The organism is Sunxiuqinia sp. A32 (assembly GCF_052690465.1).
Window position 1 is genome coordinate 73,722 of sequence record NZ_JBQYLI010000004.1, and the last position, 26,037, is coordinate 99,758.

Sequence of the window (26,037 nt, forward strand, 5' to 3'; positions counted from 1 at the left end):
GAATTAATTAACGGAATCAAACCGAGTATCGGGGCAAGATGATACGCCGGTTGACACGAAAAACGATAACTAATGAAAACAACGATTTCAATTCTTTTTAGCTTACTTTTTCCATTACTACTTATAGCGCAGAACAAAGCCAAAACACCTCTATTAGGATATTACGATAAAGTATACCTGGGAATGACAGCTGGAGAAGTAGAACAGGCATACAACTGCAAGGTTGAAAAAACAGAGAGTGGGATTATTTTCAATGCAAGTAAATACAACATCGAAACTTCATTCGTAAAAATAAACCTTGAAGAAATTGGTAAAGTTTACAAGCTAGGCGAACTATTATTTCCTGAAATGCATCTTGAATTTATAAACAAAATTCTGGTGCAGATTAAATTTATTGCCAATGAAGAATACTTAAAGGATGAAGAAGAAGCAAAAAAGATTGTAAACTATAATCTGAAAGGGAGGTACGCCGGACAATACAAAGGATGCAAGGAATACGCTCCGCCTTCAAATGTTAGTAACGATTTTACTCGCAGTGTAAATTTCAGTGCCCAGGAATTCATTTCTCAAATGTTAGGATCAGAAGCACAATGGAATGTTCATTTTAAAGATGTCCCCAGTAACGAAGCTAATCTTTTGCGTTTTTCATATGCCATAAAAGCGCCCCGTAAAATAAAAAAGCCTTATTACGGTGGGAAAATCACCTTGCAAATGAGGTACAATGATGAGATAAACTATTGGAAATTATTTGTTGAAATCATGAAAAAAAGCCATGTGGCGGAACTTAAACCCATCAATACGTTTAGAAACAAGAATTTGGGGATGAGTTTAGTTGCGTTTAAAGAAACCTATGCCTCCATCCTCGTTCCACAAGAATCTCAAAAAGTCCTCAATCAAAAATATGCACCTTACGTAGAAATCTATACATTGAGTGACGAAAACCTGAGTTTGCTGGATCAAAAGCTGGAAGGCATTTATTACATTTTCTACGAAGATAAATTACAGCAAATTAGAATCCTCTTTGATAAAATACTCCCACAAGAAGAGTTCAATGCACTTGCGGCAGATATTAAAACTGTGTTTGGGAAACCCTCTTTTGAAGATGATAATATTGGGCTCTCGGCAACACACTTCTGGTCGGACGATCATATAATCAAAAATTTTGGGGAAGCTTATTATGCCTCTTTACGAGAAAAGTTGGGAGAAATTCCGGAACACCATTTTGCTATGTTTAACCTGTTTCAAACCAATTCTAATAAAGACATACCAACAACTATTTCAATTTTGCTTTCAGGATTTTACACAAAATTGGATAACAAAGACAAGCAGGATAACAAGAAGACCTTACAAAATGATTTTTAATGAAGAAGTTGTTTAAAGTAAATCTGAAAAACTGCAAGCAACTTCAATAGAAAAATAAGTATGAGACTAATAATTTTTATTTCATTATTAACTTTTTCGGTAATGCTGCAAGCACAAACCATTACCCAACAAGAAAAAGACCAATGCAATAGCTATAACAAAACCATTCTTACTTTGCAAAGACAAAGGGTAAGTAATTTGGTTGCATTTATGCGCAGTCACAACATCCAATCGATAGGATATAACCAAACCAACCAAAATTACATTAAGTTACTTCCGGGAATGTATTTCACAAGAAGGCAAAAATATCCTGGTGTTACAATCAAAAAACATCCAAACTTCCCGTCGGCAGAGCAAGGGGCATATGTTGTAGGCGTTCTAAAGGGAAATATGCCCTATAAAAACTTAACGTTTAATGTTCCTGTTACCGGGCATACCTTTGCGATGTTTCTTTCCAATTCCGGTTCGCTGAAAAGCACCGGACACACAGATCTTGAAATGGATGGCAACGCCTATATCCTGCCAACATCGTTATGCCTGTTTTATCTGCCCCATCAATTTAAGCCGGGAACAAGGGATTATGTAGATTACCAATCTACCATTGTTATCCCGCTGGCACAAATTCAAAAATTATCGGATAGCGACCGGAAGGAATTCCATCGCTTATTTTATGATTTAAACGGTGGACTGAAATAAATGAATTCCACTTAAAACCTGGCAACCTCAATATTACGGATGGCAGCAGTTGTTTGCCATGAGGCAATTCCAAAGGGTTTTGACAACGAGACTTCCGGTCGGATAGATAGTTCTTTGCCTCGAATATCTACATCTACAATGGAGGTATCATTCACCCAAGCATTAATATGTTCAGGCGTAACCCTGAGTTTAATACGATACCAGATATTTCGTTTATATTCCTTATAAATAGTAGTTTCATTTTCCGAGGCATCGTGTCCATCGATGTTGCTTAATCCGGTTACCGTTCCGGTCCACCCCCCAATGATCAGCGTACAAAATTCATCGTTTACAGGAAAGGTCATTCCACAGAAAAAATCATTCCCATCAATTTGCTTGGCTTCCAGTTTTACTTCATAATCAATCGTTGGGAAGTCTCCCTTCCAGCTTACCCCGGTACAGCCATCTCCCATTCCCAGGATAATGCTTCCCCCGGAAATATAAACAGGCCCTTGCGGTCCAAAATTGCTAATCTCCCAACCATCCAGCGATTTGCCATCAAAGAAGTTAGTAGCTTTAAAACCTTCCTCAAATTTAGGTCTAGGTTTTGAATTGCAGCCCAGTATAAATGCCGAAATGGCAATAAAACAGACAAGATAGATTCCCCTGTGATTTTTCATAACATCGCGTTTAGCTATTCCAAAGTTATGAATATTAGAGAATTCATTTTAGATACCACAAACAAATTAAAAAGAGTAATAAAACCGGAAGAACTACTAAAAAGCTCGAAATAGAGCCACTGACGCCGTTTAACAAACACTCACGACAACGCTAAAAATTTGAAAAGATTTGTCGCTTTTGAGGGTTGTTGATCTGGCATGATGAATTAAAGACGAAAAAGTATTCTAAAATCACTATTTTTACGGAAAATCAAAAGTCATGAAAAAACAAAAACTTAATTACCTGGCGAGCCGATTGGCTCTAATTACCCTTGCATTCACGTTTATTGTATCCTGCTCGAAAGACGATTCGGACAATAATCCGGATTACGTTGGGACCTGGGTTGCAGAGTACACCGAGACTCAGGATGATGTTACCCTTGATGCAAAAGAAGTATTAACGTTAACAGAAAACTCTTTTATCGATGAGGGAATGATAAAATATCCTGTACTCAATGTCTGGATTAAGTATTTTGAGATTGAAGGAGAACTTTCAGTAAGCGGAAATAAAATAAATGTATTCCCAAATAAAATTGGGATTATAAGCATCGACGAAGAAACCGGATGGTTGGCAGAAGATATGACCTATTACAATTATGAGGATGGTGAGTTTGATGTGTTGCTTGAAGAATTTGAATTTGAAGAATCAACAGAAATTGAATATCGCGTTGACGGAAATAAACTTACCATGATGCAGGATTATAACATGGATGGTGATTTTGACGACGAAGATGAACAGGTGGTCTACACCAGGCAATAAGACAATCTGCAGAATCAAATTAGTAAAATCATATTTCAAGAGTGGTCAAATGGCCACTCTTTTTAATTTCCCTTGCTGAAAAGAAAGACTAAATTCCTCTCCCCTATTCTCGGCCCGAATGACAAAATCAGACGAATAAGCCACATCATCTGTTGGAAACCAGTTTTTCAAATCCTTGTTCACGAGAATAAACAAGCCTTTTTCATCGCCAACAGCACAAAAACGTTCAAGGTCTCCGTCATAAACAGGCATATCTGAAATCCGGCATATATCCTCATAACATTTCTTGATATCAATCACCGGCACACCAACTTCGCTTATCGAAAGAAAAGCGTGGTAATCAAACGTGTCAATACTCTGAATGTGTAAGTTTTTTCGAGCAATCAATTCGACAATGTTTTGTTCGGCATCGTAAAAATACACGGAGGTAGCATTCCAATTGATAAAATCAACCAGCTCATTGTCTCCATATTTTTGAATCTCCACCCGCTCCTGCAACCATGACAGGGCATCCATCGCTTGGTTTGAGGGAATATTAATTGCATAATGATACGGTGTTGTATTTTCCTTTGTCTGAAAAATAAGCTTCGATTTTCCGATTGCAACCGTAAACGAATCTTCGGTTTCCTGCAACAGAGGTAAGCCAAGTGTTTTCACATAAAACACCTTTTGGGCCTTCAGCTTTGAACTATATATTTTGAGCTCTCTAATCTTCATATTAGCATCTTCTTATCCTTCACTATTAGTATAACTTTCAATGGGAATGGATTGTTTTCAGGAATGAAAATTCAAATAGGAGGTATTCACAAATTTGTCCGGAAATAAAAATTCCCGTCTGAAAAGACAGGAGTTTAGGGAAATAAAAACCCCGAAGCCTCTGCTTCGGGGAAAAAAACCAAAAATCAACTAACCTTTAAACCGTTTGGCAACTTCGTCCCAATTAATGATTTTCCAGAATGCTTCGACATAATCGGGTCGTTTGTTCTGATACTTTAAATAATAAGCATGTTCCCAAACATCAACTCCTAAAATAGGAGTTCCCTTTACTTCTGCCACATCCATTAGCGGATTATCCTGATTGGGTGTTGACGAAACCACCAAACTATCACCCTGCTTTACCAGCCACGCCCAACCCGAACCAAAACGGGTTAGTGCAGCTTTCGTAAAAGCATCTTTAAAGTTTTGTACTGATTCAAACGAATCATTTATTGCGTTTAACAGTTCTCCTTCAGGACTGGGAGCACCACCTGGCGCCATAACTTCCCAGTATAGGTTGTGGTTATAAAAACCTCCCCCATTATTACGTACAGCTGTTCCATATTTAGAAACGTCTGCCAATAGTTCTTCGATCGATTTTCCTTCGAGCTCGGTTCCTTTAATTGCACCATTTAGGTTATTGGTGTATCCAGCATGGTGTTTGCTATGATGGATTTCCATGGTCTGTGCATCAACATAAGGTTCCAATGCATCGTATGAGTAAGATAATTTTTGTAATTCAAATGACATATTATAATAACTTTTTAAGGTTTGAAGATGTTTTTATCTTTAAATACAAACATACAGGCAAAAATGTTCGCATCCAAATCTCATAAAATCAATTTTTATTGAATTTATTTATTGGTGATAGGCTGAATCAATAATGGCAATAGGATATAAAAAATAGTGTTGTCTGATATCTGAAAGGTTCAAATAAGTGAATTGCAATTAGAATAATAGAATACAATAGAAAAGCTAGAGCAAATAGTTTGTATCTATAATTTATTTACAACCTTTGGATTCACCAAAGGTCATTAAAATTTAACACCGTTGGTGTTTTCAGATTCCAATGGGAATAGATTAAATCCGAAGGATTAAATATTCGTGATCTCAAAATTCATTTTGGGGTTAAGAATTATTTAGGGACAGGAGTAACCCCGAAGTGGGTTGAAAATATATTTCAGCCATCCACTGAAAAGTGAATTACACTCAACCCAATTCCCCCGGCTCTGATTATTTTAGTTTCTTTGCAAAAAAAACTTCATGAACCGCGATATACTCCGCCTTGCAATCCCGAATATTATTAGCAATGTAACCATCCCTCTTCTTGGTTTGGTGGATATGGCGTTAATGGGTCACCTTGGATCTGACGTGTATATTGGTGCAGTCTCGCTGGGAACTGTCATTTTTAATTTTATCTACTGGGGTTTTAGTTTTCTGCGAATGGGAACCAGTGGTTTTACAGCACAATCTTATGGTGAAAAGAACCGGCAGGAGAGTTTTAGCATATTGGTTCGTGCTATTTTGATTTCCACGATTATCAGTTTGGTAATTATTGCCTTGCAGGTTCCTATTGAATGGCTAAGTTTTAAAATGATTAATGGTAGTCAGGAAGTTGAATCGCTTGCTTCTGAGTATTTCCGGATTCGCGTGTGGGCTGCTCCGGCAACACTTGGTTTGTATGTGTTAAATGGTTGGTTTCTGGGGATGCAGAATGCCCGATTCCCAATGATCACCTCAATTGCGGCCAATGTGTTTAATATCTCCCTTAGTTTCTTTTTCGTAAAATCCATGCATATGAATTCGGCCGGAGTGGCTTTGGGAACAGTAATTGCTCAATACCTGGGAGTCTTAATTGGAATTGCTCTATTCTTAAAATCATACAAACCTCTTATTAAATACTGGGAATGGAAGTCAATAATTGACACCCAGGCAATGAAAAAGTTTTTCAGAGTGAATTCGGATATTTTCATCCGTACTTTTTGTGTGATTTTTGTATTTACTTTTTTCACCTCCAAGTCGGCAAGTATCAATGATCATATACTGGCTGTAAATTCATTGCTGATTCAATTCCTCTTGTTCTTTGCCTTTTTCATTGATGGATTTGCCTATGCTGGAGAAGCTATCAGCGGGCGATATATTGGAGAACAAAACAAGCAACTATTTTTAAAAGTAACCCGCTATTTGTTTTATTGGGGTGCTTTATTAGCCACCCTATTTGGATTCTTATACCTGTTTGCAAATCGAACAATCTTAACAGTTTTAACCAACCAGGGAGATATCATTAAATCTGCAATGGCTTTTAAATTCTGGGTTGTAATCACGCCCCTGGTCAGTTTCGCTTCTTTCGTTTGGGATGGAATTTACATTGGAGCAACTGCCTCGAAAGAAATGCGAAACACGATGATCGGAGCGAGTATGTTGGTTTTTCTCCCCTCCTACTTTCTGCTTCAGCCAATCATTGGCAATCATGCATTGTGGCTGGCAATGATGCTTTTTATGCTCAGCCGCGGAGTCTTTCAAACATTCTTGTTTTCAAAAGTACTTCAAAATAATTTTCAGAATTGAGTCAACAAAAAAAGGGTTCCATCTTTTCCTAAAAAAAGATAAAACCCCGTATCGAGAGAAAATTGGTTCTAAACTGATTTAATTACCTCCCACACAAAAGCTCGTACACCAACTTCCTTATTCACTTCATCCAACTTTTTTATTTTCTCCAAAAGCCCGTCAACTTTATCGTCCTCCACCATGGTTAAAACTGCTGAATTAATTTCGGGCCATGTATGCGTTCCCATGCGTGGTTCCCCATCAACAGATCCTTGTCCTAGTACATTATTCCACCAGGTAAATCCACGTATTTCCAAACGGTCCAACATATACTCCACCCGCTCGGTATTGGCTTGATTAAATACAATAAATACTGCTTTCATAATGCTTCTTGTTAATTGTCCATAAATACAAATTGCTTACGCACTTTCTCCTTTTTCCTGCGTTCTCCGCGGCTTGCCATTACTGCATACATAACCGGTACAATAATCATGGTCACCAAAGTAGAAAACAACAAACCACCAATTACCGTGATTCCCATAGGACGCCAGATCTCTGCGCCTTCTCCTGTACTCAATGCCAACGGAAGCATCCCTAGCACCGTAGTTGCCGCAGTCATCAATACCGGGCGCAAGCGGGATTTCCCTGATATTGCAATGGCTTCGTACAAATCAACACCTCGGTCTCGCTGCAGGTTAATAAAGTCAACCAACACAATTCCATTCTTAACTACAATTCCAACCAAAAGCACAGCACCCAAAGCTGCAACCACACTTAGGGTAGTTCCGGTAATTACCAATGCTAAAATCACCCCGGTAAATGCAAATGGGATAGAGAACATGATGATGAATGGCATCCTTAAAGACTCAAACTGTGAAGCCATCACGATATACACCAAAATCAAACTTAATAGAAACAGCATCGCCAAATCAATAAACGATTCTTGTTGATCTTCGTACGCACCTCCAACAGAAGTAACAATATCTGAAGGCGTTTGGACGTCGGCCACCTCTTCTTTTATGAGTGTTGCCAATTCTCCCAATGAAACCCCATCAGGTGCGGCAGAAATGGTCACCAACCGCTCACGTCGCTTATGCCTAATACTTGGAGGTGACCAATACTCTTCAATTTCTCCCAATTCTTTCAGTTTGATCTTTACACCTGCTGGTGTCATAATGGTCATGTCCAGAATATCAGTTATGGAATTCCGATATCGCTCTTCCAAACGAATTTTGATATCATACTCCTCTCCTTCTTCTTTAAAGAACGAAGGCACCAATCCATTAATTCTATTTCTGATAAATGCAGACACCTGACCCGTTGTCAATCCGTGTTCTGCCAATTTATTTCTATCCAAAACAATTTGAAGTTCTGGTTTATCTTTTTTCCGACTGATTGTTACATCCTTGGCTCCATCCAATGTTTTAAAACGCTCATAAATTTTTTCCGCGTACAAATTCGTAACGTCAAAATCATAACCAAAGATTTCAAAATCCACGGAATTTCCTGAACCTCCAAACATTGGAGATGAGGTTGATATGGTAGAACTTACAACTTCCGGAAGTTGCGAAATTTGCGCCCTAAAATCGTCAGATATTTCGAAGACAGAACGTTCTCTCTCATCAACATCCGTCAACCGCATAGTGAAATTGATAATATTTGACCCAGTGGAACTAAACATTGAAATAAATCCCCCTTCATCATCTGATCCGGACGAAGACGATATTACGGTAACTTCAGGATAACGTTCTTTAATAACTTTTTCCAGTTTGCGTGTCACTTTTGTGGTTTCTTCAACGCGCAAGCCCGTTTGCAACTCAATCATGACACTCATCCTGCTTTCATCCGATTCTGGCATGAAATCGGTACCCACAAACTTCAATAGATAGAAAGAGCCAAAAAAGATTAGGAAAGTTCCAACAACGACCAACGTTTTAAAATGTAAAAGCTTTCTCAATGCGAATTCATAAAAAGAATCCAGTTTATCCAGCCATTTTTCAATCGTATTTTCGTATCCAAAACGACGCTGTTTTTTGCGCTTTTTCAGCTTCAAAAATTTCGAAGCCAACATCGGAGTTAAAGAAATTGCAGCTAATGTTGAAGTGACGACTGTTATGGTCACAATCCAACCCAATTGATTGAAGAGAACACCGGTCATTCCTGAAACCAGGGTTAAAGGGAAGAACACAGCCACTACAACTAAAGTGGTTACAATTACTGACAGCCACACTTCGTTGGTTGCATAAATGGCAGCCTCCCGCGGACTACTTCCACGCTCCACATGACGCGTAATATTTTCCAATACAACAATGGCATCATCCACCACCATCCCAATCGCTATAGAAAGCGAGGTCAGCGAAATTACGTTTATAGAGTTACCCGTAAGGTAAAGGTAGACAAATGATACAATCAATGAAATTGGAATCGTCAACACAATAATAAATGTTGCCCGCCATCGCCCCAAAAAGAATAGGACTACCAAGACCACAAAAATCATGGCATACAATAAGGTCGATGAAAGGTTACTAATTGAGCCCTTGATGAAAGTCGACGAATCGAAAATCTCCTGAACCTTCACATCAGGAGGCAACGAAGGTTTCAGCTCTTCCAGTTTTTCCTTGATTTGTCGTGCAACTTTTACCGTATTGGCTCCAGATTGTTTCATTACAAACATCCGAACGCCGGTTTCACCGTTGATTTTCTCTTCCAGGGTGACATCCTTTAACGTATCTCTGACAGTCGCAACATCTCGCACAAATACCTTTTTCCCATTGTAGTTCGCAACAACCAAATTATTTATCCGATCACTTTCTGAAAATTCCCCTTGCACACGAATCTGGTAATCAATCTTACCCATTTTTACATTTCCGAGAGGAAGGTTGCGGTTTTCATTGGAAATAACTGATCCAATTTGTTCCAATGTCAAATTGTAAGCATCCAGTCGTTTTGGATCAACATCAACATAAACCATTCGTTTCGGATTCCCAATCATGGCAACCGATCCAACACCATCAACCCTGTTTAACGGATTGATAATCTTTTCATCAATAATCTTTTCCAGCCCGGGATAACTCTCTTCCGCTGTAATAGCGTAGAAGATAATCGGGAACATACTAGTGTTAAATTTAAAGATGGATGGTCGATCAACCCCTTCCGGTAAATTATCCAGCATCCGGTCAATAACATCCCTGATATCATTAGTTGCCTCATCAAGATTTGCGTCCCATTCAAACTCAAGCGATATTACTGATAGATTATCGGATGAAGTAGATGTAATTTCTTTTAGTTTATCTACCGAGTTTAAGGCATCTTCCAATACCTTTGTCACATTGGTCTCGATATCGGAAGCATTGGCTCCAGAATAGGTAGTCATTACCGAAACGTAGGGTGGTTCCATTTCCGGGTAAAGATCGACCGGTATATTGATTAATGAAAACACTCCCAGAACCACCACTGCAATGAAAATCATCAGGGTAGTAATTGGCTTATCTACAGCACTTTTATATATACTCATAGTATTTTCTTCTTAATTATTGGCGAGTGGTAATTATCAATTCAATACTTCGATTGGCATTTCATCAAGCAAACGCGCCTGTCCTTCAATAATCACACGATCCCCAAGTTTCAATTCATCAGAAATCACTTCCACCTTGTCGTCATAACGTTTACCAAGCTGAACTTCAATACGCTTCGCTTTTCCTTTATTGTCAACAAATAGATAGCGAATATTCGATCCCTGCATTTTCAAAATAGCAAGTGCCGGAAGTACATTGGCATTTGTTTTTTCCAATCCAATAGTCACACGGCCAAACATGCCCGGACGTAACTTGGCAGTCGGATTGTTCACACTAACTTCCACTTCAAATGATCGGCTTTGAGGATTAATAGTTGGTGAAATACGAAAAATCTTTCCATTGAAAGTTTCACCTGGATAAACATCAAACTGAAGAGAAACTTCCATCCCGTTATGAATGCTCGGGAAATATTTTTCGGAAATGCTTACTATTGCTTTTAGCCTTTCAACCTGAATGATAGAAAGAATGGCGGCTTTTCCCACTGTTGCTACAGGTGCACCTGAATACATTTCTCCAGCTTCAAAATATTTGCCCGAAATAACTCCATTGAAAGGAGCTTCGAGAATCGTATTTTTTTGAAGAAACTGCACATTCTCCTTGGCAACTTCATACTGTGCTTTCAATTGATCGTATTGCTGTTGCGCAATGCTTCCCAGTTTTTTCAAGGTATCCAGACGTGAATAATCAGTTTCGAGGTTATTCAACTGGATCATTGCCTGATTAAGCTGCGCATCATTCATTCGAACCAACTCATCGCCTTTTCGAACTTTATCACCCATTTCAACATTTATTGCTTCAATTCGACCGGGAGATGTCGGTGCCATGTGTACAATGTTAAACGGAACAAGCGTTGAAGTATACTCAATCGTTCTGGTGATCTCTTGATTTTCTAAGATAATTGTCCGAACTCTTTCAGCTTTTGCAACTTCAATATTCGTTTTTTTTCCATCCTCCGCTTTTTTATCAGAACATGATGTCAGACTCAATGCACTAATAGCAAGAATGAATATAAAAGTGTTTAATTGTTTCATTATTATCTTGTTTAATTTTTATCTCAATGTTCCTGTTAAGGTTTTTAATTCGTTTTGCGCTTGCAGCAATTCAAAGGCTGCTTGTAAATAATCTGATTCGGCTTTGAGGTAGTTATTGTCAGCACTGGTAAGCTCAAGACTGGAAATCATTCCCTGATCAAATTTTTGTTTCAGGTTCTGAAATACCTCCCTTGACACCTCCACATTGTTTCTTTGATTCTCATAGTTTTCAGTGGCATTCTTTAGGTTGAAGCTCAATTGTTTAAATTGAACCTGCAACTGGTCTTCTCGCAATGATTTCTCATTTTTAAAAGATTCCAAGTCAATTTCTGCCTGCCTTACTTTGGCACGTCTTTCACCACTGGAAAAAATCGGAATGCTCATCTGCACGCCAACCATGTGATTGGGAGTCATATCAAAATTTGGTTTTAAAAGCTTATGCGTAAAAGAGTAATAACCAGCAAGTGAAGGAAGATAATTTGCCTTTTGCATATCCACCTGCTTCTCTTGTAATTCCTCCTGAGCTTCGACCAGCTGGAAATCAATATTTTCATTAATATCGAAACCTTCACCTTCAAGCTTGGAAGAATTCTCACGATTCAGAATTTCACTTAAGCTTTCAGTTAATTCCAGCTCCGTTTCCGATGATACTCCCAGTTGTAACCGAAGCATATTTTTTGACATTTCAAATTGTCTTTCTGCTGATTTAACAGCATTTTTCGACGAATTAAGCTGAACTGAAAGTTGGTCCAAATCAACCTTTTCCATCATTCCAAACTCAACCAATGGCTCTGTCTTTTCATAAACCTCCTGCAGGTTGCTCACATTGCCCTGTAATATTTCCAGCGTTTCATCAGATATCAAAGCCAGGTAGTAGCTTTCCACAACCTGACTGATAATGTCCCGTTCAGTTTTTACTTGATTTTTCTCTGACAACTTCTGATACAGCTTTGCCGTTTTAATGCCGATCAAGTAATTCGCATTAAACAACAACTGCCCCACACGCAAATTAAAACTACTGGTCGGATCAATTGGGATTTGTGTAGCCGGCTGGCCTTCTGCAAATTGAATAGAAATTTCAGCACCCAACGAATTTGAATAATCAGTGGTTGCATCAACTTGTGGAAGACCTGCGGAAATTGCTTCCCAAAGCTGTTCTTGTGATTTTTCAACTGCCAGTCCAGAGTTTTTGATATTCTTATTGAATTTCAAAGCATACTCTTTAGCAGCGTCCAAATCAAGCGATAACCTTTCCTGAGCAATGGCAACTTGCCCAATTAAGGAGATCATAAAAAAAATGATAATCTGCTTTCTTCTCATTACTACATTGTTTAATTGTTTTCCTTATATCTTCTGATTTACCTCAATCCTACAAAATGGCAAGTAGATCGTCGTATCTTTTATCAAATTCACGATGACCTTTCAAACTTGTAATTCCCAAAATATCATTAAGTAAAAGCTTATAGATTGTATTATCAGACTTGGCATCCCTATATGCCGGGAAGACTCGATATGCAGCATCAGATACTTTAAAAATCATGTTCTGAAACACATATTCTAAATCAATCTCATCCCGAAAAAAACCGTTACTAATTCCCTCATCAACTATTGATTTTACAGTCACAAATAATTTTTCGTCCCGAAAATTCTCGATTTCTTTATACTGATTATGGCACATTCGCTTCAAGTCAAAGAAGAAAGATGGATTTATCTTTCGTGCGTTTTTAACCATATAGGCAAAAAACAAAGCCAATTTCCTGATTGCATTTTTTTCAAGATTAATAAACTCATTCAACTCCTGAATGAACTTACTCATGCTGTACTCAACAACCTTTTCAATTAATTCATCCTTGCCTTTAATATGCATATAGAGCGTCTTCTTTGAGATCCCCAACTTGACGACAATCTCATCTATACTCACGCTTTTAATACCATACTTTGAATAAAGCTTATACGTTTTCTGAACTATTGTTTTTTCATCGATCATAAACCAATAAAACTTTTACATTTTTTAAAGTTTTTTAAAAGTCAAAAAAATTATTCCAACATACTATCTATTAAATCAATCCCCTTTTTTGTTGATATACCCCGTATAAAATTGATAATAACATTTTTAAACACATCAATATACTTGTATTCTTCCCTTGGAAAAATCTTTTCATCACCAATAATAGCAATCTGCTCATGGAACAATTTTGATATAATATCAATATCGATATCCTTTCTGAACAATCCTTCATTCACTCCCTTACGAAGTTGCTTGTAGGTATGATTACTATTCTTCTCTTTATTGGCAAGAGTTATGGATTTCCAAACCGCTGGGTAATACTTCTTCAAATCATAGAAAAACACCGGATTTATAATATTCATAGCTTTCACCCCGTCTTGCATCGCCATAAATATAGCTTCAATCACATTGGAGGCAATTGATCCAATCTCCAATCTTCTGGCATCTTGCTTATCTGACAAATGCTTCAAAATGGTCTGGATCAGCTCTGTTTTGTCTTTGAAATTTTCATAAACAGTACGTTTGGACATGCCTACGGAAACTGCAATATCATCCATCGTGACATTGCGAATACCATATTTGAAAAATAATGATGTAGCTTCTTCTATTATGCGATCTCGTACTTCCATAAAACAATATTTCGTAGCAAATATAGTCAAAAACTCAAAACACGATTAAAGTTTTCAGAGATTATTTTTCTAATCTTCGTAAAAATAGGATTGAATTAATAATCCTGCCCTTGCAAGAATATGAAAACAACAAACTACCAGTCCGCAAGAATCTTTTGCTTCATTAGTATCTAAAACTACTTCCTCCCAAAAATTCGCGAAGTACCGAAGTAGGTGGTATTTCATGATCTTCAATATCCATCATGTAGCTAAAGAACTTCAATAAGCGGTTGGCTTCGCAGAACTCGATTTGATTTTCAGGAACCTTCTTAAGCAACAATTCTGCATACTTTTTAAGTACTGGCAATTCATACATCAATGCAGAATTAAACATGATATCGGCATTCTCCTGATATGGAAAAATATTCTTTTCCTCTCCATTACGTACGCTTGGCCATCGTTTAATGGTATCGGTCGCAGAATATCCACGATATTTGCTATCACGAATCATACGCCTGATAAGCCGATTATCAGTTGTTGAAATATGATTGTGATCATCAAAAGATATTTGAGTAAGTGCAGACAAGAATATCTTAAAGCTACGCCCGTTTTTAATCAACGGGGTCAATTTCGGATTAATGCCATGGATTCCTTCTACAATTAAGATATGCCCAAGTCCAAGTTTTAACTTATCTCCAGAACTTTCTCTTTTCCCCAATGAGAAATTAAACTTTGGAAGCTCAACCTCTTCTCCATTAAAAAGTTGAAGTAATTGCTGGTTGAAAAATTCAATATCGATTGCTTCAAGTGCTTCAAAATCGTACTCTCCATGCGCATCCAAAGGAGTCTTGTCCCGATCCACAAAATAATCGTCAAGCGAAATCATGTGGGGAACAATTCCATTTACCGATAATTGCACAGCCAGTCTTTTACTAAAAGTTGTTTTCCCGGAAGCAGAAGGGCCTGCTACCAAAACAACCTTCACCTGGTCCCGCCGCTCATCAATTATATTGGCAATCTCAGCAATTTTCTTTTCATGCAAAGCTTCCGAAATCTTGATGATGTCCCCACTCTTTCCTTCTTCAATGTATTCATTCAATTTTCCCAGATTCGGAACGTCCAGAATCTCGGCACGCTGCTTATGTTCCTGAAAAATTTGAAATAATTTAGGTTGTTCAATCACCTCATGAACCTCATCAAAATTTTCTGACTTTGGAACCTGTAATAAAATACCATCCAGGTATGAAACCATATCAAAACTGGTTAGGTATTTTGTTGAAGGAACATGATGTCCATAGAAATAATTAACCTGACCATCCAAAAAATAGAGATATGAGAACAAGGTTCCCTGTTGCTCAAATAAACGAGCTTTTTCTTCTAACCCTTGCTGGTGAAGTATCTCCACAGCGTCTTCAGTTGGTATTCCTTTTTTCTCAAAAACCACATCGCGTGATATCCATTGACGCATCTCACTCTTCAATTCAAAAATATCTGAGTCATTAATTGGTCGTTCCAGACCAACCAACTCGCAATAATACCCCTGACTGATACCATGCCTGATTTTCAATTTCACTTGAGGAAAAACTTCCCTCACAGCTACGTAAAAAATAAACAGTAACGAACGAATATACAAGCGCCTTCCATCCGGATGCGTATAATCAATAAACTCGATTCGTTTTGATTTCACAACTGAAAAAGAGAGCTCCTTAACCTTGTGGTTGACCAAAGCTCCACAAATGGGATTCGCTAGTTTAATCTGTAGATCGTTTTTGATTTCCTCAAGCGATGTTCCGAGAGGATATGCTTTTAATGACTTCGTATTTTCGCAGTAAATATTAATGGTTCTCATATAATTCAAAGTTAGAACAAAAAGATGATTATTCGTTTTCCCATCACATTCAAACCAGACAAATATAAAAATAAACAATTCGTTCTAATAGCCTTTTTTTGTGATATAAACGGTCGTTGGACTTTCAAAAATATCTTTCGAAGAATAGCTTACTTCAAGCTCTTCCGGCAAATCTATTTTCTCTATTTTCTTTTTGGTGGAAATGATAATTCCATCAGGATGGTGATTAAAGAAATGAAGGAAATTTTGATGATCTATTGGTGAAACCCCTTTCTTTAATGCAAATGGAAATGCAGGATTCAACTTTTCAAAATATCGTAATTCTTTCCCCATTAACATTGATTGGCCTTTTATAACTGGATTTTGTCTATCAATAACAGGAAACGCAAATAAAAAGAAAATTAACGAAGTAAGAATTCCGGAACCTGCTACCGCGATTAGCGCCTTCTCTTTCATTTTTTGTTGATTGAAATAATAGGCAAGAACCAACAATAATGGCAATGGTAAAAAATACCAGGCAATGGAATTCACACTAGCAAGCGCTGTGTCAAACTTCAATCCCACAAAGATTGCTGGAATCAAAATCAAACCAATAACCATTAAGGCAATTAATCCGGGTTTCAATTTACCCAATTTTACTTCCTTTAAATAAATTGCCAGCAATATGCCAAAGTATGGATATGAAGGAACCGTGTAGTTTGGCAGCTTGGTGGAAGATATCGAGAAAAAGAGTACGATAACAGATGGTGCAATCAAACTAAAAAGAACGAATTCATTCTGCCTATTCTTCCACGCTTTCCTAATTGCCTGGAAAATAAAAACAGAGAATGGGAAAAGCCCAACAAGCACGTAAGCAAAGGTGATCAGAAAAATACCACCATGCCCCTCCATGGGATCAGAGAACCTACTCAAATTGTGTTTCAGAAAAAAATCAGACACCCATTCTCCATTGGTTTTCATAGCAACCAACACGTACCATGGAATAGCGATTGCCAGCACGATTAGTGTGCCAACAATTGGCTTCAATCTTTTCAACTCGGTCCATTTGAATCTTTTGGCAAAAATCAAAAACAACAGAAAAATCAGTCCAGGCAAACCGATTGCAACAGGCCCTTTTGCCAGAACCCCAAACCCTATCGAAGCATACATGGCATATAACAAGTATGTTTTCCGCTCCTTAACTGCCACGTAAAAAGACATGATCGCCGAGGTCAGGAAAAATACGAGGTAGGTATCAGGCACTGCCAGATGAAACTGGATACTTAAATGAATAGACGCCAACAAAATGATTGCAGCCCAAATGCTCGTCTCTTTGTCAACATACTTTTTGACAAATAAATAGGTGATTAAAATAGTTAATGCACCAAAAAGTGAAGAGAAAAAACGCGCTCCAAATGCATTTTCTCCAAAAATTGTAAAACCCAACATCATGAAGTAATAGTGAAGTGGAGGCTTATCAGTTCTAAGAACTTCATTGAAAGTAGGCACAATAAAGTCTTTTTTATTCAGCATCTCTCTCGCGCACTCAACATTTTTGGCTTCATCAAGAATGTAAATACTTACGCCTCCAATATTGGATAGGTAGATAACAAATGCAAATAGAAACAAAAAGACAGAAATATACCTATTACTGCTTAATCGTCTAATCATGGCTTTGATCTATAAAATGTTACAAGGTGTTTTCAACCTTCCAGTTGATTATTTTATCAACTTCCAGTAGTTTCGAATTATCTCATATAAACTAGTTTGATTTTCATTTACTTCACAAATATATAATTAGTTCGGTACTTTCCGAACCGTAAAAATAAAAAATATATGTTTTGGGTTAAGATTCAGATCTACATGTACGAATTTTCTCTAAAAGAAAATCAATAAGACCGAGCATATCAGTAAGAAACAAAGCATTTTGCGAATTTTTATCTGCCTTCAATTCAACAACTTGACTAAAAAAGTCCTTTGCGTGCAACATTTTTCGCTCAAAGTCATCAACTAAGTTTAAAGCATTCTTTCTTTTTATTTGGAAATATCTTTTGCGGTCGCCGGGGAGTGTAACATACTCAATGCTACCAAGAATTTCGAGATTTCGAAGAGCCGTACTTGCCGAACTTTTGCTAATATTCAGATGTTCAACGATTTCATCAAAGGTGAATCGTTCCTGATCCATGACCATCAAAAGTCCCATTATTCTGCCAGCAATAGGCTGAAGACCTTCCTTATCATAGAACCATCCAATTTCCTCTATCAGTCTTTTTTGCTTTGCTAACCGCTCTTCGTTATCCATTTTAACAAGCTTAATAGGCACTAAATATAACAAAGTTCTTTGGCTGCCGAAAAAAAAGAATTGAACAAATTTTCAGAATACCCCTCTTCAATAATCAATCTTCGACAAAGGTTAAAACATCAGGTTGAATCAATGTCTTAGTTTTCAGCCCTGCTTTTCAATTGGGCAAGTTCCATCTTCAAAAACTTGGCAGTGTATGACTTCTTGTTTTTACTGACTGTTTCCGGAGTTCCGGCACACAAAATTTCGCCTCCACCTTTTCCTCCTTCTGGCCCCAAGTCAATTACATGATCAGCGACCTTAATCACATCCATGTTGTGTTCGATTACAATTACCGTATTTCCCCGATCCACCAGTTTGTTAACAACCTCTAGCAATACACGAATATCTTCAAAATGAAGTCCAGTTGTGGGTTCATCCAAAATATACAGCGTTTTCCCAGTGTCGCGCTTCGAAAGTTCCGTGGCTAATTTCACTCGCTGCGACTCCCCTCCTGAAAGCGTGGTTGAGGACTGTCCAAGTGTGATGTAGCCCAAACCAACATCTTGCAAGGTTTTCAATTTATGAACAATGGACGGCATATGCTCAAAGAATTCCACACCCTGATTGATAGTCATATCCAAGACATCACTTATGGATTTACCTTTGTACCGAACCTCCAGCGTTTCCCGATTGTATCTCTTCCCATTGCAACTGTCACAGTGTACATACACATCTGGAAGGAAATTCATCTCAATTAGTTTCAAACCACCTCCCTGACATTCTTCACACCTTCCGCCTTTTACATTGAAAGAAAAACGCCCTGGCTTATAACCTCGGATTTTAGCTTCGGGAAGTTGCGTAAATAATGCGCGGATATCGGAGAATACACCCGTATAGGTTACCGGATTTGATCGGGGAGTTCGTCCAAGTGGTGACTGGTCAACTTGCACCACCTTGTCCAGATTCTCCAAACCTTCTATCTTTTTATACGGAAGTGGGTCTTTTACCGATTTATAAAAATGCTGACTCAAAATGGGTTGCAATGTCCCGTTAATCAGGCTTGATTTCCCACTACCTGACACTCCTGTTATGCAAATTAACTTTCCAAGAGGAAATTCAGCATTCACATTTTTCAAATTATGTCCCGTGCAACCTCTCAACTTTAGAGATTGTTCGTTTCCATCCCTTCGATTCTCAGGGACGGCAATTTCAGCCTCCCCACTTAGGTACTTTGAGGTAAGTGTATTTGCTTTTAAAATATCCTCAGGACTACCAATTGCAACTACTTCTCCGCCGTGCCTCCCAGCGTGCGGTCCCATATCCACCACATAATCAGCTGCCAACATCATATCTTTATCGTGCTCAACCACAATCACTGAATTACCAGTGTCGCGGAGTTGCTCAAGCGAATTGATCAACCGCAAATTATCCCGATGATGCAAACCAATACTCGGTTCATCCAGAATGTAAAGGACATTCACGAGCTGCGAGCCAATTTGCGTTGCCAGACGAATTCGCTGGCTTTCACCACCAGAGAGGGTTCGCGAAGTCCGATCAAGCGATAAATACTCCAAGCCCACATCCATTAAAAAGCTAATGCGGTCTCGAATTTCTTTAATCACCTCTGTTCCAATTTTTCGCTGGCGGTCAGTAATACGATCTTCCAATCCCTGAAACCAGGTATCCAACTCACGGATATCCATTTGCGCCAACTCAGAAATATTTTTGTTGTCAATTTTAAAATATAAGGACTCCTTTTTCAAACGGGAACCACCACATTCAGGACAAGCTTTTTCCTTAATAAACTGGTTTGCCCATTTCTGTGCTTTCTTGGATGGATTATCATCACGCTGACTATCGATATATTTCACCACCCCTTCGTAAGTCATCATGTAATTGACTGAACTCCCCAAGGGCGAATTTTTTAACTGAATACGCTCATTGGTTCCAAACAATACTGCATTCAAACCATCTTCCGGAATATCTTTCACCGGACTTTTTAGCGTGAAACCGTACTTCTCTCCCAAGGATTCAATCTGCCAAAAAATGAGTGTGTTTTTCTGTGTTCCAAGAGGTGCGATCCCCCCTTTGGCAATACTTAAATTCGGATCGGGAATGATTTTTTCCAAATCAATTTCGGCTACCTGCCCCAAACCATTACATTTTGGACAAGCCCCCTGTGGTGAGTTAAATGAAAAATTGTGAGGTGCCGGTTCATTGTATGAAATGCCCGTGGTTGGGCACATCAACTGACGGCTGTAATATTTCAAATTGTCCGTTTCATTTTCCATGACGAGTGTTATGCCATGTCCGTGTTTCATCGCCATCTGAACGGATTCCTTCAAACGCTTTTTGCTGTCATCATCTGCAACCAGGCGATCCACTACAATCTCAATAAAGTGATTTTTATAACGATCGACTCGCATGTTGTATTTCAATTCCTGCACTTCGCCATCAATTCGAGCATACAGAAACCCTTTTTTTCGAATTTGCTCAAACAACTCACGGTAATGTCCTTTCCGACCACGAACCACGGGAGCCATCACTAATATGCGTTTACCTGCAAAATGCTCCTGAATGAGCTTCAAAATCTGCTCATCGGTGTATTTCACCATTTTCTCACCTGTTTCGTAAGAAAACGCCTCACCAGCGCGGGCATACAACAATCGCAGGAAGTCATAAATTTCGGTGACTGTGCCAACTGTTGAGCGCGGATTCTTATTAGTAGTTTTTTGCTCAATTGAAATCACCGGACTCAACCCAGTGATTTTGTCCACATCCGGGCGCTCCATATTTCCCAAAAAAGATCGGGCATAAGCAGAAAAAGTTTCAATATAACGACGTTGTCCCTCCGCATAAATGGTATCAAAAGCCAATGAAGATTTTCCACTTCCACTTAAGCCAGTAATCACTGTGAGCTTATTACGGGGAATTTCCACATTGATATTTTGCAGATTGTGCACACGGGCACCGTACACCATTACTTTCTCTTCATTTTCGATCAGCTCATCGTCAATCGCTGTAATATCAGTTTTCTGCATGTAAATCAATTTGTGTTTGTGCGAAACCCTTCAGCGGGCAATTTAATCTCATAGGTTTTCCCCAAACTATTGGTCAGGCTGGTCTCCCGCAACCATGGATTTAACAACTTCAAAATTTTATAATTGGTTCCATGTTCTTTGGCAAAATCAGCAAAGTTTGTAACCGGGCTTTTAATTGTTACCAAAGTAGTTTTCCAAATTGGATACAACTCATCTTCAGAAATATTAAAACCATAATTTTGGGGACTCTCCAGAATTAACTTCAATGAAATAATCCGGAACACGTACCGGCTTGTTTCCTCCCCTAACAACAAGTCGTAATAGTTGTTCTCCTGCTGACGTTCAATCTGACGACCAACAAAGTTTCGCCCGGCATTATATGAAGCGGCAACCATTGTCCAACTACCATATTTCTCATACGACTCATGCAAATAGGAACAGGCGGCTTGAGTAGCTTTCTCAATATGATAACGCTCATCAACCTCATCATTCACCTCCAAACCATAGTCACGGGCAGTACCTTTCATGAATTGCCAAAAGCCTACAGCACCCGCCGGGGAAACCGCCCGCGGATCGAAACCACTTTCAGCCAAAGCCAAATATTTAAAATCTTCAGGAATACTATCTGCCTTTAAAATAGGCTCGATGATAGAGAAAAAACGTGGAGCCATTTTGATAAATCGAATGGTTTGTGAATGAAAATACGAGTTGACCAACATCTCCCGATCCAGATTTTCCTTTACATCGAAATATTCCAGAGGGACTCGCTCACCCGCAAAAAACAAACTATCGGGCAATTCTATCGCTTCATAATATATTTCAGTTGGATCTTGTTCGTGACCTTCTAAATGAGGAATCATCGATGATTCCAGAAAATGATAGCCAACAAATAAGATTACTATTAAAAAAAGGGTGATAAACAGCCTCCCTGCAATTCGTTTCATATTTCCTCCTCAACAAAATTAAACAGCAAAAATAGTGGTTTTGTTATTGGCTTTCAAGAGAATTAATCGTAAAAAAACAATTAAGTAAATATGTAGCCAAGAACGTATAGTATGAAAGGATTTCATCAACCAGCAAGATTGGAAGAGCAACGATTTTACAGATAGTCTATACAATTTGGTCGTTAAATTTCACTCTGCAGATAACGATAGTTGGATTATTTATTATTTCAGACTCAACATTTACAGCTTGATAAATAGTGAAATATTTACCTTTACGATTCAAAAATATCAGATTTAACGAACATGCTGAATAAACAATTTAGAATAGTGATTTTGACCATTGCCATAGCTTTTGGTAATATATATAATACTTTTTGTCAGAAAATTGATCCTACGGACTGGGTAAATCCCTTTATTGGAAGCACTAATTTTGGAACGACCAATCCGGGGGCTATTGTTCCGCAAGGAATGGTTTCCGTTGTTCCGTTCAATGTTAGCGGCTCTACTGATAATAAATGGGATAAAGACAGCCGGTGGTGGTCTACACCTTATTCGTGGGACAACCATTATTTCACAGGTTATTCCCATGTTAACCTCAGCGGAGTAGGATGCCCTGAACTTGGAGTGATCATACTAATTCCAACAACCGGGCCAGTTAGCGCAAGCAATACAGATTACGGATCATTAATGTCAAAGCAGAAAGCATCACCGGGTTACTATAGCAATTTCCTTGATAAGTATTCAATTTCAACAGAAGTAACAGCAAGTGCGAGGGTTGGATTAAGCAAGTTTAAGTTTCCCGAAGGTCAATCTAATATTCTTCTGGATTTAGGAACGGGGTTAACCAATGAAAGTGGTGCCTCGCTTCGAATAGTGAATAACCAGGAAATTGAGGGATGGAGAATGACCGGAACATTTTGCTATAATGACAGAACCGAGCGTCCTGTATATTTTGTGGCTAGATTCAGTAAGCCTGCAACTACATTTGGAGCATGGAAAAAGATGCCGAAGATGAAAGCCGAGGCTGCATGGTCTGCAACCAGCGGCGAATTCAAATTTTATCCCGAATTTCAGACTCAACTATCCGGAGACAGTATTGGAGCCTACCTGACATTCAACACCCTAAAAGATGAAGAAATTCTTGTAAAAGTGGCTGTTTCATATGTAAGCATTGAAAATGCGCGACAAAATATGGATGTCGAAATGCCAGGATTTAATTTTGATGAAACTCATGCTGCTGCTCAAAAAAAATGGAAGGAGACTCTCTCCCGAATTTCCGTAAAAGGTGGAACCGACGATCAGAAGACGGTGTTTTACACTGCTCTGTACCATATGCAAATCCACCCCAATATCATCAACGATGTAAATGGCCAATATCCCCTAATGGAATCATATGGTGTGGGAGAAGTAAAAGAAGGTGATCGCTATACGACGTTTTCGCTGTGGGATACCTATCGCAATTTTCATCCACTAATGAGTCTGATATATCCGGAACAACAACTGGATATGGTTCGCTCGATGATTGCCATGCACAAGGAAAGTGGCTGGTTGCCAAAATGGGAACTCAATAGCACTGAAACCCATGTCATGGAAGGTGATCCTTCGATCGCCGTGATTACAGACACCTATTTGCGTGGGTTAACCGATTTTGATATTGAATCTGCTTATGAAGCCATGTACAAATCGGCAACAACAGAAGGGAGCAATAATAAACTGCGCCCTGATATTGATGATTACCTCGAAAAAGGTTACATCCCTTATACCAAACCTTTTGACAATTCAGTTTCGCATGCTTTGGAATACTACATTGCTGACTGGAACCTTGCACAAATCGCAAAAACATTAGGTAGAGACAGCGATTACGAACGGTTTCAAAAACAATCACTTCGCTATAAGGAATACTTTGACAAAGAAGATTTTCAGATGATTCGTCCACGAATGGCAGATGGTTCTTTTTACAAGGACTTTGATCCAAAGCAAGGGGAAAATTTTGAACCAAGTCCGGGCTTCCACGAGGGTAATGCCTACCAATATACCTTTTGTGTTCCCCATGATATTTTAGGATTGAAGAAGTTATTGGGTGGTAATAAAAATTTCATCAGACAGCTTCAAACTATTTTTGATGAAGGGCATTACGATGTCGCCAATGAACCAGATATCCATTATCCCTGGCTATTCAATTACATAAAAGGTGAAGAATGGCGAACTCAAACGGAAGTAAAACAAATATTGGATAACCATTACCTAAACCAGCCGGGAGGAATCCCCGGAAATGATGACTGTGGAACTCTTTCAGCATGGGCTGTTTATAGCATGATGGGATTTTATCCTGTATGCCCCGGGAATATGGATTATGCCATTGCTCAACCAGTTTTTGACGAAGTGACCATTCAACTGGATCAGAACTTTTATTCGGGTAAAGAACTCATTATCCGCAAAAAGGGGACAGGTAAATTCATCAAAAAAATAAGTAAAGACAGCAAAAATATAAACTCATATTTCATCAATCACAAAGAACTTGTTTCCGGTGGTATGTTGGAAATTGAGAAGTAAAAATCAGACCAAGAAACACTAACCATCATGCGTTCAAAACGAACTAAATCTCTTCATCCGGCAGTTTGGATACCGACTGTTTATTTTGCAATGGGACTTCCTTTTGCGGCAATCAACCAGGCATCAGTGCTGATGTACGAAAGTCTTGACATCAGCGATTCAATGATTGCATTCTGGACTTCACTCATCATTTTACCCTGGACCTTAAAACCTTTATGGAGTCCGATCTTGGAAATGTTCAAGACCAAAAAACATTTTGTGGTTGCTACCCAGTTGGTTTCCGGAATTACCTTTGCGTTGGTTGCCTTATCGCTCCCTCTCAATAACTTTTTTAGCTATTCGATAGCCTTGCTGGCGGTAGTAGCACTCAGTGGGGCGACCCATGATATTGCAACGGATGGAGTCTACCTCAATGTATTAAGTTCGCAACTGCAAGCAAAATATATTGGATGGCAGGGAGCGTCCTACAATATTGCAAAAATATTGACTGCCGGAGGGCTTGTTTACCTTGCTGGTGTTTTGGAAGAAACAGTCGGTGCCCTTCATGGCTGGATGATTGTGATGGGGACTTATGGAGCCATCATGGTGATATTGGCGCTTTATCATACCCGAATGTTACCATCGGGGGGTGCAGCCACCAGCACCGTTAACTCGCTATCCCAAGGATTTCATACTTTGTGGGATGTTCTCAAAACTTTCTTCAAGAAAAAGTATATCGGATGGTACATTGGATTCATCATTATTTATCGCTTTGCTGAAGGCTTTGCGGTAAAAATAGCACCCTTGTTTTTCAAAGCAGCCATTGTCGAAGGTGGACTCGGGTTAAGCACCTCTGAAATTGGATTGCTTTATGGCGTATTTGGCTCCGGAGCATTTGTACTGGGCTCTTTACTGGCTGGATATTTTATTGCGTCCCGCGGATTGCGCAGATCGATTTTCATATTGGTGTGCACCTTCAATTTCCAGTTTTTGGTTTATGCATTACTGGCAATTTTTCGACCATCCAATCTGTATTTAATTGGTTCGGCAGTTATTGTCGAGTACTTTGTATATGGATTTGGTTTTGTAGGACTAATGTTGTTTATGATGCAGCAGGTGGCTCCCGGGAAATACAAAATGGCCCACTATGCATTTGCAACCGGCATTATGAATCTGGGGTTTATGCTCCCAAGTATGTTGAGTGGTTTTTTGAGCGACTGGCTGGGATACAAACTATTTTTCATTTGCGTGTTGGGAGCAACAATCCCTTCATTTTTTGCATCGAAGTTAGTTCCCTTTGCCCACCCGGACAATATCGAATCGCGTAGCAAAGAGATAGATAATAACGAATAACTTATATACTTCAA

20 protein-coding genes are annotated in these 26,037 nt (G+C 38.7%); 6 read left to right on the plus strand and 14 right to left on the minus strand.

From position 1 onward, the window contains the following. Positions 1–72 precede the first annotated feature (72 nt). On the plus strand, positions 73–1,362 hold the full coding sequence (locus ACUNWD_RS05100; RefSeq protein ID WP_445586699.1) for a hypothetical protein: 1,290 nt from the start codon (positions 73–75) through the stop codon (positions 1,360–1,362). 60 nt (positions 1,363–1,422) lie between these two features. Next, positions 1,423–2,058, plus strand: a complete 636-nt coding sequence (locus tag ACUNWD_RS05105) for a hypothetical protein (RefSeq protein ID WP_445586700.1) — start codon at positions 1,423–1,425, stop codon at positions 2,056–2,058. Between the two features lie 11 nt (positions 2,059–2,069). Here ACUNWD_RS05105 and ACUNWD_RS05110 read toward each other — a convergent pair whose 3' ends face one another. Continuing rightward, positions 2,070–2,717, minus strand: coding sequence for a 3-keto-disaccharide hydrolase (locus ACUNWD_RS05110; RefSeq protein ID WP_445586701.1), 648 nt, complete (start codon positions 2,715–2,717; stop codon positions 2,070–2,072). Between the two features lie 259 nt (positions 2,718–2,976). Here ACUNWD_RS05110 and ACUNWD_RS05115 point away from each other — a divergent pair, with 259 nt between their 5' ends. Next, positions 2,977–3,516, plus strand: a complete 540-nt coding sequence (locus tag ACUNWD_RS05115; protein ID WP_445586702.1) for a hypothetical protein — start codon at positions 2,977–2,979, stop codon at positions 3,514–3,516. Between the two features lie 45 nt (positions 3,517–3,561). Here the strand turns inward: ACUNWD_RS05115 and ACUNWD_RS05120 are convergent, their stop codons facing one another. Both ACUNWD_RS05120 and ACUNWD_RS05125 read right to left on the minus strand, forming a co-directional pair. Further along, on the minus strand, positions 3,562–4,233 hold the full coding sequence (locus tag ACUNWD_RS05120) for a VOC family protein (protein WP_445586703.1): 672 nt from the start codon (positions 4,231–4,233) through the stop codon (positions 3,562–3,564). Between the two features lie 189 nt (positions 4,234–4,422). After that, the gene (locus tag ACUNWD_RS05125) at positions 4,423–5,022 is read right to left on the minus strand and encodes a superoxide dismutase (RefSeq protein WP_445586704.1); all 600 of its coding nucleotides are present in this window, start codon (positions 5,020–5,022) and stop codon (positions 4,423–4,425) included. A gap of 513 nt (positions 5,023–5,535) precedes the next feature. Here ACUNWD_RS05125 and ACUNWD_RS05130 point away from each other — a divergent pair. After that, positions 5,536–6,840, plus strand: coding sequence for an MATE family efflux transporter (locus ACUNWD_RS05130; protein WP_445586705.1), 1,305 nt, complete (start codon positions 5,536–5,538; stop codon positions 6,838–6,840). 68 nt (positions 6,841–6,908) lie between these two features. Here the strand turns inward: ACUNWD_RS05130 and ACUNWD_RS05135 are convergent, their stop codons facing one another. The 11 genes from ACUNWD_RS05135 to ACUNWD_RS05185 form a co-directional block, all read right to left on the minus strand. Next, on the minus strand, positions 6,909–7,202 hold the full coding sequence (locus ACUNWD_RS05135; protein ID WP_445586706.1) for a PG0541 family transporter-associated protein: 294 nt from the start codon (positions 7,200–7,202) through the stop codon (positions 6,909–6,911). Between the two features lie 11 nt (positions 7,203–7,213). After that, positions 7,214–10,333 (minus strand): efflux RND transporter permease subunit, encoded by a 3,120-nt coding sequence (locus ACUNWD_RS05140; RefSeq protein WP_445586707.1) that lies wholly within the window; start codon positions 10,331–10,333, stop codon positions 7,214–7,216. A 36-nt stretch (positions 10,334–10,369) separates the two neighbouring features. After that, on the minus strand, positions 10,370–11,425 hold the full coding sequence (locus ACUNWD_RS05145; RefSeq protein ID WP_445586708.1) for an efflux RND transporter periplasmic adaptor subunit: 1,056 nt from the start codon (positions 11,423–11,425) through the stop codon (positions 10,370–10,372). Positions 11,426–11,443: 18 nt separating this feature from the next. Beyond that, on the minus strand, positions 11,444–12,745 hold the full coding sequence (locus ACUNWD_RS05150) for a TolC family protein (protein ID WP_445586709.1): 1,302 nt from the start codon (positions 12,743–12,745) through the stop codon (positions 11,444–11,446). A 49-nt stretch (positions 12,746–12,794) separates the two neighbouring features. Beyond that, positions 12,795–13,412 (minus strand): TetR/AcrR family transcriptional regulator, encoded by a 618-nt coding sequence (locus ACUNWD_RS05155; RefSeq protein WP_445586710.1) that lies wholly within the window; start codon positions 13,410–13,412, stop codon positions 12,795–12,797. 50 nt (positions 13,413–13,462) lie between these two features. Beyond that, entirely contained in the window at positions 13,463–14,062 is a 600-nt protein-coding gene (locus ACUNWD_RS05160; protein WP_445586711.1) for a TetR/AcrR family transcriptional regulator, read from the minus strand. Positions 14,063–14,225: 163 nt separating this feature from the next. Then, positions 14,226–15,890, minus strand: a complete 1,665-nt coding sequence (locus tag ACUNWD_RS05165) for a nucleoside kinase (RefSeq protein WP_445586712.1) — start codon at positions 15,888–15,890, stop codon at positions 14,226–14,228. 84 nt (positions 15,891–15,974) lie between these two features. After that, a complete protein-coding gene (locus ACUNWD_RS05170; RefSeq protein WP_445586713.1) occupies positions 15,975–17,540 on the minus strand; it encodes an ArnT family glycosyltransferase in 1,566 nt (521 codons plus the stop codon). 175 nt (positions 17,541–17,715) lie between these two features. After that, a complete protein-coding gene (locus tag ACUNWD_RS05175) occupies positions 17,716–18,171 on the minus strand; it encodes a GbsR/MarR family transcriptional regulator (RefSeq protein WP_445586714.1) in 456 nt (151 codons plus the stop codon). 137 nt (positions 18,172–18,308) lie between these two features. Beyond that, positions 18,309–21,134 (minus strand): excinuclease ABC subunit UvrA, encoded by a 2,826-nt coding sequence (uvrA, locus tag ACUNWD_RS05180; RefSeq protein WP_445586926.1) that lies wholly within the window; start codon positions 21,132–21,134, stop codon positions 18,309–18,311. A 65-nt stretch (positions 21,135–21,199) separates the two neighbouring features. Next, positions 21,200–22,138, minus strand: coding sequence for a lytic transglycosylase domain-containing protein (locus tag ACUNWD_RS05185; protein WP_445586715.1), 939 nt, complete (start codon positions 22,136–22,138; stop codon positions 21,200–21,202). A gap of 303 nt (positions 22,139–22,441) precedes the next feature. On the opposite strand from ACUNWD_RS05185, the gene ACUNWD_RS05190 reads away from it, so the two are divergent. Together ACUNWD_RS05190 and ACUNWD_RS05195 are read left to right on the plus strand one after the other, a co-directional pair. Continuing rightward, positions 22,442–24,691, plus strand: a complete 2,250-nt coding sequence (locus ACUNWD_RS05190; protein WP_445586716.1) for a GH92 family glycosyl hydrolase — start codon at positions 22,442–22,444, stop codon at positions 24,689–24,691. A gap of 27 nt (positions 24,692–24,718) precedes the next feature. Further along, positions 24,719–26,023, plus strand: a complete 1,305-nt coding sequence (locus ACUNWD_RS05195) for an MFS transporter (protein WP_445586717.1) — start codon at positions 24,719–24,721, stop codon at positions 26,021–26,023. Positions 26,024–26,037 lie beyond the last annotated feature (14 nt).

What these genes read in the sequence shown, in the direction of transcription:
- ACUNWD_RS05155 (WP_445586710.1), bottom strand. Translation starts at nt 13,412, where the DNA reads ATGATCGATGAAAAAACAATAGTTCAGAAAACGTATAAGCTTTATTCA.
- ACUNWD_RS05110 (WP_445586701.1), bottom strand. Translation starts at nt 2,717, where the DNA reads ATGAAAAATCACAGGGGAATCTATCTTGTCTGTTTTATTGCCATTTCG.
- uvrA (WP_445586926.1), bottom strand. Translation starts at nt 21,134, where the DNA reads ATGGTGTACGGTGCCCGTGTGCACAATCTGCAAAATATCAATGTGGAA.
- ACUNWD_RS05195 (WP_445586717.1), top strand. Translation starts at nt 24,719, where the DNA reads ATGCGTTCAAAACGAACTAAATCTCTTCATCCGGCAGTTTGGATACCG.
- ACUNWD_RS05150 (WP_445586709.1), bottom strand. Translation starts at nt 12,745, where the DNA reads ATGAGAAGAAAGCAGATTATCATTTTTTTTATGATCTCCTTAATTGGG.
- ACUNWD_RS05120 (WP_445586703.1), bottom strand. Translation starts at nt 4,233, where the DNA reads ATGAAGATTAGAGAGCTCAAAATATATAGTTCAAAGCTGAAGGCCCAA.
- ACUNWD_RS05175 (WP_445586714.1), bottom strand. Translation starts at nt 18,171, where the DNA reads ATGGATAACGAAGAGCGGTTAGCAAAGCAAAAAAGACTGATAGAGGAA.
- ACUNWD_RS05140 (WP_445586707.1), bottom strand. Translation starts at nt 10,333, where the DNA reads ATGAGTATATATAAAAGTGCTGTAGATAAGCCAATTACTACCCTGATG.
- ACUNWD_RS05115 (WP_445586702.1), top strand. Translation starts at nt 2,977, where the DNA reads ATGAAAAAACAAAAACTTAATTACCTGGCGAGCCGATTGGCTCTAATT.
- ACUNWD_RS05125 (WP_445586704.1), bottom strand. Translation starts at nt 5,022, where the DNA reads ATGTCATTTGAATTACAAAAATTATCTTACTCATACGATGCATTGGAA.
- ACUNWD_RS05160 (WP_445586711.1), bottom strand. Translation starts at nt 14,062, where the DNA reads ATGGAAGTACGAGATCGCATAATAGAAGAAGCTACATCATTATTTTTC.
- ACUNWD_RS05100 (WP_445586699.1), top strand. Translation starts at nt 73, where the DNA reads ATGAAAACAACGATTTCAATTCTTTTTAGCTTACTTTTTCCATTACTA.
- ACUNWD_RS05145 (WP_445586708.1), bottom strand. Translation starts at nt 11,425, where the DNA reads ATGAAACAATTAAACACTTTTATATTCATTCTTGCTATTAGTGCATTG.
- ACUNWD_RS05105 (WP_445586700.1), top strand. Translation starts at nt 1,423, where the DNA reads ATGAGACTAATAATTTTTATTTCATTATTAACTTTTTCGGTAATGCTG.
- ACUNWD_RS05135 (WP_445586706.1), bottom strand. Translation starts at nt 7,202, where the DNA reads ATGAAAGCAGTATTTATTGTATTTAATCAAGCCAATACCGAGCGGGTG.
- ACUNWD_RS05185 (WP_445586715.1), bottom strand. Translation starts at nt 22,138, where the DNA reads ATGAAACGAATTGCAGGGAGGCTGTTTATCACCCTTTTTTTAATAGTA.
- ACUNWD_RS05170 (WP_445586713.1), bottom strand. Translation starts at nt 17,540, where the DNA reads ATGATTAGACGATTAAGCAGTAATAGGTATATTTCTGTCTTTTTGTTT.
- ACUNWD_RS05130 (WP_445586705.1), top strand. Translation starts at nt 5,536, where the DNA reads ATGAACCGCGATATACTCCGCCTTGCAATCCCGAATATTATTAGCAAT.
- ACUNWD_RS05165 (WP_445586712.1), bottom strand. Translation starts at nt 15,890, where the DNA reads ATGAGAACCATTAATATTTACTGCGAAAATACGAAGTCATTAAAAGCA.
- ACUNWD_RS05190 (WP_445586716.1), top strand. Translation starts at nt 22,442, where the DNA reads ATGCTGAATAAACAATTTAGAATAGTGATTTTGACCATTGCCATAGCT.